Origin of the sequence: Corallococcus sp. AB045 (assembly GCF_003668895.1) — a bacterium.
In the GTDB taxonomy this organism is placed as follows: domain Bacteria; phylum Myxococcota; class Myxococcia; order Myxococcales; family Myxococcaceae; genus Corallococcus; species Corallococcus coralloides.
Genome location: NZ_RAWN01000214.1, coordinates 1 through 15674, shown reverse-complemented (window position 1 = coordinate 15674; position 15674 = coordinate 1). Strand labels below are relative to the sequence as shown.

Sequence of the window (15674 nt, the reverse complement as noted above, 5' to 3'; positions counted from 1 at the left end):
GCTTCGCGCCGGGGGCCGGGTGGGCGCCCATGCCCGGCATGCCACCGGGCATGCCCGGCATGCCCGGAGGAGCCTCGGGGGCCTTCACGATCTCGAGCAGTTCCACCTCGAACACCAGGGCGGCGCCGCCGGGGATGTTCGGGGGCGCGCCGCGGTCGCCGTAGGCGATGTCGGAGGGGCACACGAGCTGCGCCTTGCCGCCGACCTTCATCTTCTGGAGGCCCTCGGTCCAGCACTTGATGACGCCCTGGAGCGGGAACTGCGTGGGCTCACCGCGCTTGTAGGAGGAGTCGAACTCCTTGCCGTCCGCGAGGGTGCCCTTGTAGTGCACCTTCACGATGTCGGAGGCCTGGGGCTGGGGACCGGTGCCCGCCTGGGTCTCCTTGTAGATGAGGCCGGACTCGGTCTTCACCGCGCCGGGCTCCTTGGCCTTCTCCTCGAGGAACTTCGCGGACTTCTCCTTCTCCGCGTTGGCCTTGCGCAGCGAACGCTCGCGCGCGAGGTCCTGGAGCTTGGGACCGTAGGTCTCCAGGTCCACGTCGGTCTTCTGACCGGTGACCTGGGCCGTGAGGCCGGCCTTCACGAACTCCAGCTCCTGCGGGGTCATGTCGAACACGCTGATGCTGCGGCCGATGGACAGGCCCAGCGCGTACAGCGTCTTCTGCTCCTCGGTCTGCGGAGCACCGGCGGTGGCCGCCGCCGTGGAGGTGCCGGTGGCGGAGGTCTCGCCCGGCTTCGCTCCCTGGCCCTGGCAGGCCGTCAGGCTCAGCATCGCCGCGATCAGGATCGTCTTCTTCATCATGATATCGTCGCCTTTCCTTTGGCTCAGCGGCGGCCGACCGCCCCCCGCTGCATGCCTGGGGCGCGGTGTACTACAGAAAGTGCCCGGCATCCTCTTGGGAACCGTGCTTTCCCCGGAAGGGGGTCCACGCAGGTAGGACAACCGGCCGCCGGCCCCCCAACCGGTGGGAAGGCCCCGGATTCCCGGCGGAAGGGGGGACCTACCGGGAGCGACCGCCAAAGGCGGCCTGGGAGACCAGGAGCAGGACGATGGCGCCCAGGATGGCTCCAAGGAAGCCGGTGGGCTCCGGGTCGCGCCAGTCGGTGCCCCGCCAGACGGACGTGAGGAAGCCGCCCACGAAGGCCCCGGCGACGCCCAGGAGCGTGGTGCCAATGCACCCCAGGCGCTGGTTCCCCGGCAGCACGGCCCGGGCAATGAGCCCCGCGAAGAAGCCGAAGATGATCCACCCCAACAACCCCATGACGTCCTCCCCGTGCGGCGAGTGAAGGCCCGCAATGTGGCGCACGGGAGGCGGGGGCGGAAGTCCACCCCTGTGTCGCATAGGCTGCCGCGCGACCCATGAGCCCCCTCCGCCGCGCCACCCGGGACGACAACACCGCGCTCTTGGACCTGTTCGGCGACGTGCCCATGACCGGGGACCTGGTGCTCAGCACACAGCGGTCGCCGGACTACTTCGGCCTCTTCGCCATGCAGCGCGGTGATGCGGAGGTCTGGGCCCACGGTGAAACATCCCGCCTGGATGGCATGGGCGCCATCCATGTCCGTGACGGCTGGCTGGAAGGCAAACCGTGCCGCGTGGGCTACCTGGGCGATTTGCGCACCCGCTTCTCCGCGCGCCGCGCCCGGGGCCTGGCCCGGTTCTATGGCCCCGTCCTCGAGGAAACCTCCCGCCGCCACGGCGTGGACGTCTTCCTCACCGCCGTCATGGCCTCCAACGCCGCCGCGCTCCGGGCGCTGGTGCGTCGTGGCGCGTCCCGGGAAGCGCAGCCGCACTACCACTTGATGCGCGCCTTCTCCGCCGTCTCGCTCCAGTTCGTGCTGCGCCGCAAGCCGCGCCCCAGCCGCTACACCGTGCGCCGGGCCACCGCCGCGGACGTGCCCGCCATGGCCGCGCTGCTGGACGCGGACCACCGCTCGCGTCCCTTCGGCTACCGCTTCGACACCGGTGAGCTGGAACACCGGCTCGCACACTGGCCGGGACTTCGCGTGGAGGATTCGTTCCTCGCGTTCGACCCCGCCGGACAGCTCGTCGGCTGCACCTCCGCCTGGAACCCCGACGCGGTGAAGCGCTACCGCGTGCTCGCGTACCGGGGCGGGATGAAGTGGGTCCGCCGGGGCTTCAACGCGCTCGCCACCGTCACCGGCGCGCCCCGCCTGCCCGCTCCCGGCGGCGACTTCCGCTACTTCTACCTCTGCAACACCAGCGTCCCGTCCGAGGACCCCGCCGTCCTGCGCGCGCTGCTCGATGCCGTCTACGCCGCGTTCCACGGCCGGGGCTTCCACTTCTTCACCGTGCAGCAGGACGCCAGTGACCCGCTGACTCCGGCCTTCGACGGCTTCATCCAACGGAGGCTGGACTTCCACCTCTACGCCGTCACGCCCGCCTCGCGCCCCCCGAGGACCTTCCCCGGAGGACGCACCGGCTTCGAGATCTGCCTGCCCTGACGCTCACACCACGCGCGTCTTCCAGCGCCCGCGCCGGAACAACACGATGCCCAGCACGGACATCAACGCGAAGGCCGCCGGCACCGCCCAGTACGCGCCCGCCGAGCCCAGACCCAGTGGATGGGCCAGCACCCACGCCAGCGGCAGTTCCAGCACCCAGAGGCACCCCAGGTCGATGAGCGTGGGCGTGCGCGTGTCCCCCGCGCCGTTGAACGCGGAGGTGATGACCATGCCGTACGCGCACGACAGGAAGCTCAGGCTGAAGATGCGCAGCGCCGTGGCCCCTTCGTCCACCACCGCCGCATCCGTCGTGAACGCTCCCAGCAGGGGATGCGCGAAGATGAAGAACACCACGCCGATGCTGCCCAGCACCATCAGGTTGTACTTGCCCGCGAGCCACACCGCCTTCGCGCCCCGGTCCGGATCCCCCGCGCCCATGCTCTGTCCCAGCAGCGTGGCCGCCGCGTTGCCCAGGCCCCACGCGGGCAGCAGCGCGAACATCACGATGCGGATGGCGATGGTGTAGCCCGCCAGCGCGGTGCTGCCGAACGACGACACGATGCGCACCAGCACCACCCAGCTCGACGTGGTCACCAGCGCCTGCACCATGCCCGCGCTCGACAGCCGCAGCATCGCGAGCATCGTCGCGGGCTCCAGCGACACGTGCTCGCGCCGCACCTGGAGCCGGCCGTTGGACCGTATCAGCCGGAAGAGCTGGTACACCACGCCCGCGCTCCGGCCCAGCGTGGTGGCCCACGCCGCGCCCACCACGCCCATCTCCGGGAACGGCCCCCAGCCGAAGATGAGACATGGCGCGAGCACGATGTTGATTCCGTTGGCCAGCATCAACACGCGCATCGCGATGGCCGCGTCGCCCGCGCCCCGGAAGATGGCGTTGATGAGGAAGAGCAGCAGGATGCTCACCACGCCGCCCATCATCACGCGCGTGTAGCCCACGCCGTGCTCCAGCACCCACGGCGAGCCGCCGAGCGCCGCCATCATCGGCCGGGCGTAGATGATGCCCGCCACGGCCAGCACCGTGGAGATGATGACCCCCAGGCCAATGGCTTGCACCGCCGTGCGCCCCGCCCGCTCCGCGTCCTTCTCTCCAATGCGCCGGGCCACCATCGCCGTGGCGCCGATGCTCAAGCCCATGCCGGCCGCGTAGATGATGGTGAGGATGCCCTCGGTGAGCCCCACCGTGGCCACCGCCTCCGCGCCCAACCGGCCGACGAAGGCGACGTCCACCACGGCGAACACCGACTCCATGCACATCTCCAGCACCATGGGCACGGCCAGCAGGAAGATGGCCCTCCCGAGCGGCAGCTGGGTGAGGTCCTGCTCCGTCCCGTGCAGGGCCTCCTTCACGAGGGACCACAGCCCCTTCTTCACTGCGTCGCGGCTTGCCACGGGCTCGGGCGCCTGGGCGTGGCTGTCCGCCAACGGTGTCTCTTCCACGGGGTGAGGCCTTTCGAGAGCGAGGGGGCTTCCTACCGCGAAACGCCCACACGTGGCGCCCAGCGACGCGGCTTCCTACGCCCCCCGCCACCCACTCCTGACATCTGAAGGTGCCGCACCCACCCTCATCGGCTCAGCAAGCGAGCGTCCGCTGCTGGACGCCGGAGTCGTGCCTTTGGACAACATGCCCTTGGGAGGGCCGGGAGTAGCTTGCTGCATCCCGATGAGTCCCTTACCCGCGACCGCTTCTCTCCTGCCCACCGCGGTAGGTCCTCATTTCACCCTGGCCTCGTCCGCGCGACTGCTGGGCTCCACGCAAGTGGGTCCCGGGGCCGTCATCTCCCGCGGCGCCGTCGTGCGCTCGGTGGGGGGCTCCGTGACGTTGGGAGCCTTCTCCACGCTGCGCGAAGACGCGGTGGTGGTGGGCACTCCCGAACGGCCCACGTCCATTGGCGAGAAGACCGTGCTCGGTCCGCGCTCGCTCGTGATGGGTGCGCGTGTGGGGTCCCTGTGCGACATCGGTGACGGCGCCATCCTGATGCCCGGCGTGACGCTGGGCGACCGCTGCCTGGTGGGCGAGGGCACCGTGCTGCCGCCCGGCATGACGGTGCCGGATCAATCCGTGGTGCTGGGCCGACCGGGACAGGTCCTGCGGATGCTCTCCTCCGAGGACCTGACCCACCTGCAACAGCGCCGGGGCGGTGACCTGTCGCTGCCCGCCGCTCCATTGACCCCTTTCTCCGCGCGCGACCGCGCCGAGGACGCCCCCATGGGACAGCTGTATGCCTTTCGCGACCGTCACCCCTTCGTCCACCCCACCGCCACCCTCTTCTCCTCCGCGGAGGTGTCCGGCGACGTGGTCATCGGCGCGGGGGCCATCATTGGCGCGGGCGTGAAGATCACCGGCGACCTGAACGGTCCGGTGCGCATTGGCGCGCGGGTGCAGATCCTGGAGAACACGGTGCTGCACCTGCAGCCGGACACCATGCTGGTGTTGGACGAGGGCGTGGTGGTGGGCCCGGGCTGCATCCTTCACGCGTGCAACCTGGGCGCGGGCACGGTGGTGGAGCCCGGCGCCATCCTCTGCGAGGGCAGCCACCTGGGCAAAGGCTGCCACGTGGCCGCCGGCAGCCTGGTGAAGGCGCGCGCGGTGTTCCCGGACTACGCGCTGGTGGAGGGCTTCCCCGCGGCGCAGGTGGGCACGCGCACGTCGCCGCCGGAGCCGCCGCGCTGGGTGCTCAGGCCGGAGGACCTGCCGGGCCTGCGTCGCATGGGGTGAGAGGATTTGCACTGGCCGTGCGCCCTCTGGCAGGGTCGCGGCCATGGATGCCGTCAATTCAATCATCGAGATCGCCGGCCCGCTGATGTTGGGCCTGGCGAGTGGCGCGCTCTTCCGGAAGTTCGTGCAGCCGCGCATCTTCGCGCAGCTGGGGGATCGGGCCCGAAGGCTGACCTCCGCCACCGGCACGTGGTCGCTGGTGGTGCAGATCTGCGTCACGCTGGGCCTGGCGGCGGCGTGCCATGCGTCCAATGCCATGGCGACGCTGATGTGGATGCATGAGCATCTGCCCTCGATGCCCTTCCCGCTCACCCTGGGGCTGATCCACTGGATCTTCCTGGGCGCGACCTTCTTCTCCGGGTACTACCTGGCGCTGATTCCCTCCTCGGAGGCCGAGGAGGAGCAGTCAGCCTCCGGCACGGTCTAGACCCAGAACACCACGTCGCGCTCCGCATCCTCGGGACCGGAGCCGTGCGCGCCTTCGCGCAGCCAGCGGCGGTACGCTTCGATGTCCGCGTGGTGCAGGTCCGCTTCCGTGCCTGAGTACACGCCTCCGCCGGGGCCATCCGTCAGTCCCTGGCGCTGCGTCTCCATGATTCGGACGTCCTGCTGGATGACCTGCTGCGTGTACCAGCGCACTAGCGGCGTGAGTGCCCGGCCCACCCACGCCCCCGGCATGTCCACCGGCAACCGGTAGCTGATGGCCGTGTACACGAGCGTGTCCGTGGGCCCGATGGGCGTGCACTGTGAGTTGATGGCGAAGCCGCTGTCTCCCCACTGGTAGTCCACGCGCGTGACATTGGGGACGATGAACTCATCCGTGTGCACGAGTGGCAGGCCGCGCGGGTTGAACAGCCGCCCCAGGCCGGTGAGCGCGTCCTCCTCCTGGTGATAGGTCATCCGCACCCGGCCCGCGTGACGCTTCACGGTGGAGGGGACGCGCTTGCGTGTGGGATTGCGGAACCAGCCCCGGTGGACAAAGGACGTGTGCGGCACGTCCATGAAGTTCTCCACCAGGTTCGTCACGCCGTTCGCGAAGCGCGTGACCATGAAGTAGACGGTCCAGCCGCGCTCGTTCCAGTAGGGGACCCGGAAGGGTTCCGCTCGGGCGCGGGTGACGTCCGCGCCCAGGTAGACGTAGACGAGCCCGTCCTGCTCTCGCGTGGGGAAGCGCGCGAGCCGTCCCACGTCACAGGGCGCGGGCTTGAGTCCTTCGTGTGCACAGGCTTGAGCGTCCAGCTTCTCTCCACGCTGCGGCGGTCCCAGCGCGGGGATCTCCATCACCGCACCGGACGCGTCGTAGACCCAGCCGTGATACGGGCAGCCGAGCCGCCCTTCGAACACGTCGCCCTGTGACAGGCGCGCGTTGCGGTGGAGGCAACGGTCTCGCAGCGCGGTGGGTGCACCGTCGGGTCCGCGGAAGAGGACCAGCCCCGTGCCAAACACGGTGCGCGCGACGGGTTTGTTCGCGGGCAGCTCCGTGGAGAGGCAGGCCACGTACCAGAAGTCCTTCAGCGCGCCGCAGCGGGCGAGGTCCGCCTCCGCGTCCAGGTCCACCGTGAGCGTCGTCATGATGTCCCTCTTGCGAACCACTCCGCCCAGCCGGCCTGGCGGTGCAGGTCCACGGGCTTGATGTCGCCCGCGCGCTGACCGAGCTGGATGCATCGGGCCTCGTAACGCCGGGCCCCCTGTGTCACGCGCACCGCGCGCACTGGACCAAGTTGTCCCAGCTCACGTGCGTAGCGGTAGTGATGCCCCTCGCACAGGGCGCGCTCCACGTTCGCGGCCAGGGCGTCGGTGGGTTGATCCGTCTCAAGGAACAGACGGTAGGCCGGTGGAGTCCCCCACTCCGGCGCGAGCATGGCGAAGGCGGGACGCGTGTTGCCCAGCGTGGCATCCAGCACCGTGCCCACTCGCGCGGCGGAGAGCTTCTCGCCCACGAGGTCCGACACGGCATCCGCTCGGCCGAGGAATCGCAGGCACGGCGTCGCGTGCACGAAGCCTTCCACACGGACGAGGTCCCCCAGCCGGTAGCGCAGCAGTCCGCCGGACGTGGAGAGGAGTACCGCATAGGTGCGGCCCGCCGTCAGCTCGTGCGCCAGGAGTGGGCGTGTGTCAGGGCGCTCCGGATCCATGAACTCGATGAAGTGGCTCCGGACCGCGAGCACCGGTGCGGGCGCTTCGAAGAGGGGCACCGTGAGGACGCCCTCCGTGGCGAGCAGGCCCTTGCCTTGGACCTCGACGCCCGGGAAGCGGCGGCATGCGCCAGCCACGGCGTGCGAGGCCTGGGCGTCCGTCCACATGCTCAGGAGCGCGAGCCCTGGCCACAGCGTGCGCGCGGAGGGCAGTCCGTCACGCAGGGCGGCGCGCAACACCTGGGCCCTCGGTGTGTCACGCACGCCCTGGAGCCCCTGCACGAGCGCCGTCCAGGCAGGGTCTTGGCCCACCGGCGCGCCGTCCGCGTCGCGTTCGGGGGGCCGCAGCGTGCCGCGCTTCAGGTCCTCCGCGAGCCGTTCGCCGTGCCGCTCCAGTGCGTCCATCAGCAGCGTGAGGAAGCTGGGGTTCCAGACGCTGATCAGCGACAGGTTCGAACACCGCACCAGGAACCACAGCGTCACGTAACGGCACGGTTCCACGTGCGGAGCCTGGCCCACCGAGCCCGGAACGGCGAAGACGCGTGAGAGCAGCGGCTGCAACGGACGCGGGAACCACGCGCTGTCCTCCGCCGAGCCCACCGGGATGCCGCCCGCTGTCCGGTGCTGTCTCCGGCCCAGCGGGGAGATGGACCAGTAGCTGGGGCCCTCGCGCACGGCGGGACGGCGCAGGAAGACCTCATGGAGCATGGGCGCGAGCGCGCGCTGGAACTCGCGCAGCAGGCCCCGTGTCACCGGCACTCGCTTGGACGCGCCCGAGGAACCACCGGACAGCTCGAAGCGCAGCACGGGATCGTGGGTGAGGACCCGCGCTTCTCCTCGCGCGATGCGCTCGATGTCTTCCGCCACCGAGTCCGGAGTGGTGATGGGCACCGCGTCCTGGAACTCCCGAGCGGTGCGGATGCGGCCGAAGTGCTGCACCCGCTCCGCCTGTGCCGTGCCCTCCACTGCGCGGAGGATGCGCGCCAGACACTCCGCCTGCGCGGCCTCGGGTTCGCGCAGCGCATGACGGAAGCGCAGCGCGGACGGCGTCAGCGCCGCCATCGTGGCGGACAGCATCGTGCGGGAAGTCAGCACGCCTCGACTCCACGCGGACTTGCGAGCAGCGCGGACGAGACCAGCGCCGCCGTCATGGCGGACCACATCATGCGTGAACTCAGCACGTCACGTCCCCACACGGACCCGCGAGGCATCCCGCTCCCGGCGGGCCCAGCGGCGCAGCTGGCCCCAGACGCTTCGTGCCAGCGCCCTCGCCAGGTCCCAGCCGCGAATCTCCACCAGACACACCAGCTCCTCGCCCTCTGCGTGACCGGGGTTGCGCTCCGCGAAGTAGGCGATGTGCGGATGGGCCGCCGCGTCGCGGTCGATGGGCGAGACGCCATCCCGCACCCGGTAGTGCGCGCCGTCGAAGCACAGCGTGCCCTTCGCCGCGTCGTACTGCACACCGAACCACCGCGTCGCCAGTCCCCGCAGGAACTCCGAGCGCCCTTCCGGTGGCGTCCAGTCCCTGCGCGGATGCGTGCGCGGGAAGTAGTTCACCGCCAGCAGGTACGTCTTGTATCCGCCCGACAAGAGCAACCAGTACAGCGGCCGCCACGGCCGGCGCAGCTTGCGCGCGAGCAACAACCTTCCGAACACCACCTGCAACGTCTTGTGACCCCACCAGTCCGGATGGATGACCGTGTCACCCGAGTACAACACCTCCACCCCGTCCTCCTCCGCCACCCGCACCGTGCTGAACCCCACCAACTCCCGCGTGCGCCGGGCGTGCAGCAGGAACACCCACTGCTTCGCGTCCAGGTCCGCGTGGAAGCGCTCGGCGCTCACGCCCACGTAGCAGCACTGCATCAGCGCCAACATCCGCGCCCGGGTGCCGGCGTCCAGGTCCTCCCGCCGCACCGTGGTGCCCTTCATCGCGGAGAGCATCGCTTCAGGGCCCTCCCCGCAGCGCCGTGGGCGCGGGAGGCTGGCGCACCTCCTGGTAGCGGTCCGCCTCCAACGTCACCGCCTGCGGCTGCGCGCCATACCAGTGGATGACCGCCTTCACCGGCCCCGCGTGACGGCCCAGGCCGAAGTGCAGCCGAGGATCCGCCGACGCGGAGAACCCGCCCATCAGCCCCACCTCGCGCACCTGCTCCACGCGCTTGCCGTTCTCCTCGTAGGACACCACCACGCGAGTGCCCACCGCGCCGCGGTGCGTGCGCTGACCGTCCCCCACCAGCGACAGGCCCACGAAGTGCACGTCCGGCTTCGCGTCCGTGGCACTGGCTCGCAGCGTGTTGCGGTACAGCGACACCGGCGCGTGCTGGTTGGTGATGAGCACGTCCAGGTCCCCGTCGTCATCCAGGTCCGCCATCAACACGCCGCGCGAGTTGTCCGGCGCCTCGATGCCCACCTCCTTCGCCACGTCCACGAAGTGCCCCGGCCTCGCATCGCCCAGGTTGAGGTACACGCGGCGCGCCTCGTTCGGATAGAGCACGCGGCCCCGGATGTCGCCCCACTTGTCCGCGTACGTGTGCACCTCCGGGCCGGACTGCATCAACTTGTGGTTCACGTACCAGTAGTCGTTGCGCTGTCCCGCCGGGATGCGCCACTTCTCCGCGTCCAGGCGCGCGTCCACCATGCCGTTGGCCTGCACCAGGTCCGGCCACCCGTCGTCATCCAGGTCCCCCGCCGCCGCGCCCCAACCGAAGCGGCGCTCGTTCAGCGCGCCCCGGAAGGTGGCTTCGTCCTTGAAGCGAGGGATGAAGGCGTCCTCGCCCGGCCCCACCATCCACAGCAGGCTGCCCTCCGCCTGGAGCGAGTGGTGCACGTTGGACACGTACACGTCCAACCAACCGTTGCGGTCGAAGTCCGCCACGCTCGCGTTCATGCCCTTGTACGTGTCGCGGCCAATCTCCCCGAAGCGGTTGCCCACGATGTGGCGAAAGTGCCGGCCTCCCTCGTTCAGGTAGATGTCATCCGGCCCGAAGTCGTTGGCCACGTAGAGGTCCGTCCACCCGTCCTGGTTCAGGTCCACCGTGCTCACCGCGAGCGACCAGTGCGTCTCCTTCAGACCCAGCGCCTCCACGTCCTGTTTCTCGAACGTGCCGTCCCCTCGGCCCCGGTAGAGCGCGTTGCGTCCGCCGTTGCTCGCGTTGTGCCAACCGTCGTGCATGAAGCGCAGCATGCGGCGGTCACCCGCGTACTCAGGTTCGGGCAGCTTGAAGAGGTTGAGCGGCGGCGCGGGCTCCGGGTAGTCCGGCAGGTGCGTCGTCATCGCGTTGAGCACCAGCAGGTCCAGGTGCCCGTCACGGTCGTAGTCCAGGAACGTGAGCCCCAGGCTCACCGCGTGGTCCGTCACGCCCGCTGATTCCGTTACGTCCTCGAAGCCCGCGGTGCCCGTCTCGCGCAGCGTGTTGCGCAGCAGGCGCACCGGCCCGAAGGCCACCGCCACCGCGAGGTCCAGGTCCCCGTCCCCATCCCAGTCCACGAACGTCCCGCCGCCCGCCAGGCCCTCCTCCTTGTAGCGGGTGGCGAAGCGCTCCAGCGCGGGCACGGGGACACGTTCGAAGCGCAGCCCGCCCAGGTTGCGATACAGGCCCGCATGGTGCTCCGGCGTGCCCAGCGGGTGCGTGAGGAACAGGTCCAGCTTGCCGTCCCCGTCGAAGTCGCCGGTGGCCACCGCGTCGCCCACCGCGACCAGCCACTTGGCGACGTGGGCCACGCGCGGATCCAGTTCCTCTAACGTGTGCCCCATCTGGGAGGACAGGCCCGCCTGGGTGACGTCCTGAGCATCCAGGTGGAACGCGAGCGGCGCCTGACGCTCCCCCTGCGCCGCTGACACCGCGTAGCCCGTCGCCAGCACCGCCCCGAGTCCACCCACCACGCCCACGCGCTTGAGCATGTCCGGAGCCAGGAATTGACGCAGCGACGCGCCCCGGGTGCGCCACAGCTCGCGCGCGTGCATGAACACGAAGCGGCAGGTGGCCACCGTGAGCGCCGCGTAGAAGAACGTGTAGACGCTCTCCTTCAGGTGCAGCACCAGGTCCACGCAGGTGATGGCCAGCGCGACCAGCACCTGGGCCTTCGGCTTCGCGGGCGACGTCGCCGGGTCGGTGAGCATGTAGAAGACGAAGATGAAGAACGACGGCGCGCCCAGCGTGCCCAGGAACAGCACCTCCGGCGGCAGGTGGTGACGGAGGATGAACGCTCGCAGCGCCGTCTGGAGCGCGTAGAAGGTCAGGAAGCTGATCACCAGCCAGCCGCGGCCCACGCGGAAGAAGAACAGCACCATCGCCGCCATCACGATGAAGGCCGACAGCGCGACCTCCCCGTTGGCCCACTGGTAGGCGGGCGCGGCGGTGATGAGCTCGCGCGTGGTGAGCAGCGACACCGCCACCGCGAACATCGACGGGTTGAAGACGTGCCGCCCCTGGAAGGTCAGCACGTACTTGGAGCCGATGGCCAGCCACACCGGCAGCCACAACAACGTGCTCGCGTGCGAGTAGTTCAGGAGCAGCGCCAGCGAGCAGCACGAGATGTACGCGGAGAGCGGCAGCTCCTTGCGCCGCTTGAGCACCCAGCCCAGGACCGCGTCCAGCAGCGTGCCGGAGACGACCAGGAAGGCCATCTGCCCGGGGCTGCGGTTGAAGCCGAAGAAGGTGAAGCCCAGCACGCCGTAGAGCGTGAGCAGCGCCGCGAAGGGCAGCCTCGGGTCGTTCCAGCGGGGGAAGACCCAGCCGCCCCACTCCACGCGCGTGCCCGCCAGGGCCGGCTGCGTCGGCACATCCACACTCATGATTGACCGTCCCGGTGCACGCGCGGAGCGTGCCGTGCCCGTCTCCGGGTGTCCAATCCGCACGGGGCTTGCGTCCGGCGCCCATGCATGGAGTCCTGGCGCCCGATGTCCTCTTCCCTGCCTCGCCGCGCGGCGGTGCCTCGCGAGCTGCTCGTTCCCGCCACGCCTGAAGGACTGCTGCGCCTGGCGGCCGTGGAGTGGGCGGGGATGGCCCTGGGGTGGGCGGTCATGGCTTGGGCTCCTCCAGTGCTGTTGCCGTTGGCGGTGCTCGTCGTCGCGGGACGGCTGCATGCGCTGGGCGTCCTGCTTCATGACGCGGTCCACCTGCCTTCGCGAAGACGCGAATGGAGACTGTGTCTGCTGGAGACCGGCGCGGGCTATCCCATTGCGTCCACGCTGGCGGCGATGCGCTACCACCATCTTCGCCATCATCGCGATGCGGGCCTGCCGTCGGATCCGTACCGCAAGCCTCCGGATGGAGGACGGCTGCGCACGGCGTGGCGGTGGTTCCTGCTCCTGGGTGTCATTCCCGGCTGGGTGCTGCGCGGGCCGGTGGGGCTCTGCGCGTGGGTGCTGCCTTCGCTGCGCACGGCGTATGCGCGCGTGTTCCTGCAGGACCGCTCCGGACGGGTGCTCACGCGGGACGCGGAGGTGGCGGCGTGTGCTCGGGCGGAGGCTGGGCAGGTGCTGCTCCACCTGGGCGTGCTGGTGCTGGCGGTGCGGTGGCCCTCCGCGGTGCTGTGGGGGTATGGGGTGCCGTTGCTGGTGGCGTCTGGGTTCAACGCGCACCGGTTGCTCGCGGAGCACACCGCCGCGCCCGTGCAGGGGCGGACGCTGGGGGATGTGTTCGCGTGCACTCGCGACCATGGGCTCGGGTGGTGGGGAGGGTTGGGATTGGCGCCCCGGCACGTGGGGATGCACGTGGTGCATCACCTGCATCCGCGGGTGTCCCTCACGCACCTGCCCCGGCTTCGAGCGTGGTACGTCGAGCGGTTTCCCCACCACTATCCCCGGCCCCGTTCCTCCTGATGCTCACTTCGTCGACGCGGGTATTCCTGGTGGTGGCGTTACTGGCGTGCGCGAGCGCGGCGGTGGGGTTCCGGCGCCGGCAGAACGCGCAGGGCGGCCGGGGTGGGCGCATCTCCGGACCCAAGATGGCGTGGCTGCTGTACGCGGTGTTCCTCTGGTTCCTGGTGTGCCCGCTGGTGGCGATGGATGCGTCCATGCCGATGGAGGCGCGCGTCGTGCTGGGGGCGTTCGCGGTGTCCATGTGGCTGCGCGGTGCCGCGGAGCTCTACATGCTCTACGTGTCGCGCAACTGGAAGCCGCCGTATGGCGTGGGCCATGACCTGGGGTGCATCGCGCTGGTCGGGGCGGGGCTCGTGTACACCGGGGAGAAGTGGGCCGGGGTGCTCGATGGGCGCGATGTGTGGTCGCTGGCGCTGGTGGGGTTGGTGCTGGTGAGCCTGCTGGTGGAGGTGGCGTATGCGGCGCTGTTCCATCAGGCCGTGGAGGGACGCACCACCGGCGAGGACGGCGTGTGGTTCGCGGATGCGGAGCAGGAGCGGTTCCGGCGCATCAACCGGCTGACGCTGGCGCTCAACGTGCCGTTGTATGGGGCGCTTGCGGTGTGGCTGATGATGGGAATGGGGTAGCTACACCACGGGCTGGCGCCAGGCGTTGGACAGGTGGCCGGGGTGTGACTGGTTGAAGCGGTGGAGCAGCTCCTCCCGGCCGTGCTCCAGCAGGTACGTCAGCTCCCGAGGCATCAGCGTCTTCACGGTGACAAGCCGGACCTGTCCGTCTGGCATCGTGAAGTGGGTGGGGAGTGTGGGGGTGCCCATGCCGAGGAGCACGGCGACCCGACCTTCCTTCGTCAGGAGCGGTTCGGGCATGCGCTCTCCGTCCACTTCCATGGAGAGGATGCCGGTCCTCGCCGGTTCGCGCAGGTGTTCGTGGCCTACGAGTTCGTTGGCGATTCGTTCCAGCAGAAGCTGCTGCCAGCTCTTCGCCACGTTCTCCACGGGCTCGTCGGTTTCGAGCGCGAGCTCCAGGCCGAAGCCTATGGAGGGTTCCACGGCAGCCACGAAGAAGTCGGAGAGGCCGTCCGTCACGAAGAGGGTGCGTCCTTCGGGACGGTGGATGACGCGCCAGACCTGGCGCCTCGCGGGCCAGCCTCCTCCGACGACGATGGGGAGGATGGATTTCTCGTCCAGCGTGCCCAGGGTGCGCCAGAATGCGGTGCGGGCTGTTTCCGTTCGCTCGTAGAGCGCCTTGAGCTTGCGGTTGTGTTCGCGCTCTTCGGGGCTGACTTCGCTGGGGCCTGTGACTTCCCGGAACGACATTCCCGTGGCGCCGGAGCACTCCAGCGCCTCCTTGATGTCCTCGGAGACGATGAGCGTGATGCTCCAGCCCCACGGGCGAAAGACCTTGGCATTGCCCACTTTCGTCGTGTCGATGCGCATGCCCATGACGGACCTGTATCGCCCGGTCTTCTCCGGCCGCCCGTCTTCAGGCACCCAATACAGCACCTCTGCGGATTCCTGATCATCAATGCATCGGATGGTCTGTGTGGCGACGAGGATGAAGTATGGCTCTGACTGCCCCTCGACATCGACAGGGATGACCTGCACCTCGTCAGGAGCCAGTTCCGCGAAGACATTCGCGACGCGCTTGTGGACGACAGGTGTCCCTCCCACACTCGACGTTGAGAAGTCTTGAACCACCCCCGGATGGCCAATGGGGATCGTCAGGCGCTCATGGACCTGGACCGGGCAGCCATCCGCGAACTGCCAGATGTCATCGATCTCTTGCCCCTGAGCGTTCGTTGCCTCGCCTGGAAGCCAGCGGTCACGGATATCCATGTCGCTGCGTAGGTTGAAATAGCGCATCGGGCTTATACTTCCTGTGCATCACGGTTGAGTGACGAGCAAGTTGAGTCGACTGCCATCCGTGGAGATCTCAGCGCCCAGCGACTTGAGTTCCTTCACGAGCGCCTCACTGCACGTCTGGATGCTTCTGCACCTTCCCAGTGCCGTGCTCAAGCGGTCATAGACCGCCTCATGGTACTCCCGAGGATGCGGCCCTTTATGGCCCTGGACACGGACCGTGTTCACTTCGTCGTCCAACGACATGCCCGCACGGTCGAAAAGTTTCTGGAACTCGGGCGACCAGGGACCACCGTTGTGCGTCGCCTCCCACCACTTGTTCGTGGCGATGTGATGCTCGTGGACTTCAACAGGTACGGGAACGTTCGGTCCCTGCGCGGACATCGCCACCGCGTTCGGCGCCAGCGCGAGGGTCACCTCGCCGCTCGCGGATACCTCAATCGCTGAGACCTCCGCCGCCGCCACCAGCCGGAAGCCTCCCTGCTCCGCTCCCACCAGTGCGGCCTGCGCTGAGCCCGGCAGTGTCGCGACCCGCGTCGCCAGCGTCTGCGCCGTGCTTCCCAGCGCCGCCATCGCCAGCATCACGAAGGCCCTTGCCGCCTGCTTCCCCATCACCTCGCCGTACTTCTCCCCCGCGTCCCGGATGCCG

General features: G+C 69.4%; 14 protein-coding genes. 5 read left to right on the top strand and 9 right to left on the bottom strand.

Annotation, left to right across the window (positions count from 1 at the left end; all coding sequences use genetic code 11):
* Positions 1-799: FKBP-type peptidyl-prolyl cis-trans isomerase (locus D7Y21_RS34380; RefSeq protein WP_147469454.1), on the bottom strand; the 799-nt coding region annotated here is incomplete at its 3' end.
* Positions 800-1001: 202 nt separating this feature from the next.
* On the bottom strand, positions 1002-1262 hold the full coding sequence (locus D7Y21_RS34375; protein ID WP_120567008.1) for a GlsB/YeaQ/YmgE family stress response membrane protein: 261 nt from the start codon (positions 1260-1262) through the stop codon (positions 1002-1004).
* A gap of 98 nt (positions 1263-1360) precedes the next feature.
* Between D7Y21_RS34375 and D7Y21_RS34370 the strand changes: the two genes are divergently transcribed.
* Positions 1361-2467 (top strand): GNAT family N-acetyltransferase, encoded by a 1107-nt coding sequence (locus D7Y21_RS34370; protein WP_121717932.1) that lies wholly within the window; start codon positions 1361-1363, stop codon positions 2465-2467.
* 3 nt (positions 2468-2470) lie between these two features.
* Here the strand turns inward: D7Y21_RS34370 and D7Y21_RS34365 are convergent, their stop codons facing one another.
* Positions 2471-3910: an MATE family efflux transporter gene (locus D7Y21_RS34365; RefSeq protein WP_233612390.1), complete on the bottom strand. Its 1440-nt coding sequence runs from the start codon at positions 3908-3910 to the stop codon at positions 2471-2473.
* A gap of 391 nt (positions 3911-4301) precedes the next feature.
* Between D7Y21_RS34365 and D7Y21_RS34360 the strand changes: the two genes are divergently transcribed.
* Positions 4302-5204: a DapH/DapD/GlmU-related protein gene (locus D7Y21_RS34360; RefSeq protein WP_199724620.1), complete on the top strand. Its 903-nt coding sequence runs from the start codon at positions 4302-4304 to the stop codon at positions 5202-5204.
* A gap of 43 nt (positions 5205-5247) precedes the next feature.
* Positions 5248-5631, top strand: coding sequence for a hypothetical protein (locus D7Y21_RS34355; protein ID WP_121717930.1), 384 nt, complete (start codon positions 5248-5250; stop codon positions 5629-5631).
* On the opposite strand, the gene D7Y21_RS34350 is transcribed toward D7Y21_RS34355, so the two are convergent.
* The 4 genes from D7Y21_RS34350 to D7Y21_RS34335 all read right to left on the bottom strand — a co-directional run bounded on the left by D7Y21_RS34350 (position 5628) and on the right by D7Y21_RS34335 (position 12137).
* Entirely contained in the window at positions 5628-6776 is a 1149-nt protein-coding gene (locus tag D7Y21_RS34350) for an aromatic ring-hydroxylating dioxygenase subunit alpha (RefSeq protein WP_121717929.1), read from the bottom strand. The two genes, D7Y21_RS34355 and D7Y21_RS34350, sit on opposite strands and share 4 nt — an antisense overlap.
* Positions 6773-8416: a GH3 auxin-responsive promoter family protein gene (locus tag D7Y21_RS34345; protein ID WP_121717933.1), complete on the bottom strand. Its 1644-nt coding sequence runs from the start codon at positions 8414-8416 to the stop codon at positions 6773-6775. Before D7Y21_RS34345 ends, D7Y21_RS34350 begins: the two co-directional genes overlap by 4 nt.
* A gap of 105 nt (positions 8417-8521) precedes the next feature.
* Positions 8522-9283, bottom strand: coding sequence for a hypothetical protein (locus D7Y21_RS34340; protein WP_121717928.1), 762 nt, complete (start codon positions 9281-9283; stop codon positions 8522-8524).
* Positions 9284-9287: 4 nt separating this feature from the next.
* Positions 9288-12137, bottom strand: coding sequence for an FG-GAP-like repeat-containing protein (locus tag D7Y21_RS34335; protein ID WP_121717927.1), 2850 nt, complete (start codon positions 12135-12137; stop codon positions 9288-9290).
* A 105-nt stretch (positions 12138-12242) separates the two neighbouring features.
* Between D7Y21_RS34335 and D7Y21_RS34330 the strand changes: the two genes are divergently transcribed.
* Both D7Y21_RS34330 and D7Y21_RS34325 read left to right on the top strand, forming a co-directional pair.
* Positions 12243-13166: a fatty acid desaturase gene (locus tag D7Y21_RS34330; RefSeq protein ID WP_158627396.1), complete on the top strand. Its 924-nt coding sequence runs from the start codon at positions 12243-12245 to the stop codon at positions 13164-13166.
* Complete coding sequence (locus D7Y21_RS34325) at positions 13166-13792, top strand: hypothetical protein (RefSeq protein WP_121717925.1); 627 nt, start codon at positions 13166-13168, stop codon at positions 13790-13792. Before D7Y21_RS34330 ends, D7Y21_RS34325 begins: the two co-directional genes overlap by 1 nt.
* On the opposite strand, the gene D7Y21_RS34320 is transcribed toward D7Y21_RS34325, so the two are convergent.
* On the bottom strand, positions 13793-15028 hold the full coding sequence (locus D7Y21_RS34320) for an imm11 family protein (RefSeq protein ID WP_121717924.1): 1236 nt from the start codon (positions 15026-15028) through the stop codon (positions 13793-13795).
* Between the two features lie 21 nt (positions 15029-15049).
* On the bottom strand, positions 15050-15674 hold a 625-nt coding region (locus tag D7Y21_RS34315; RefSeq protein WP_199735551.1), incomplete at its 5' end, for an AHH domain-containing protein.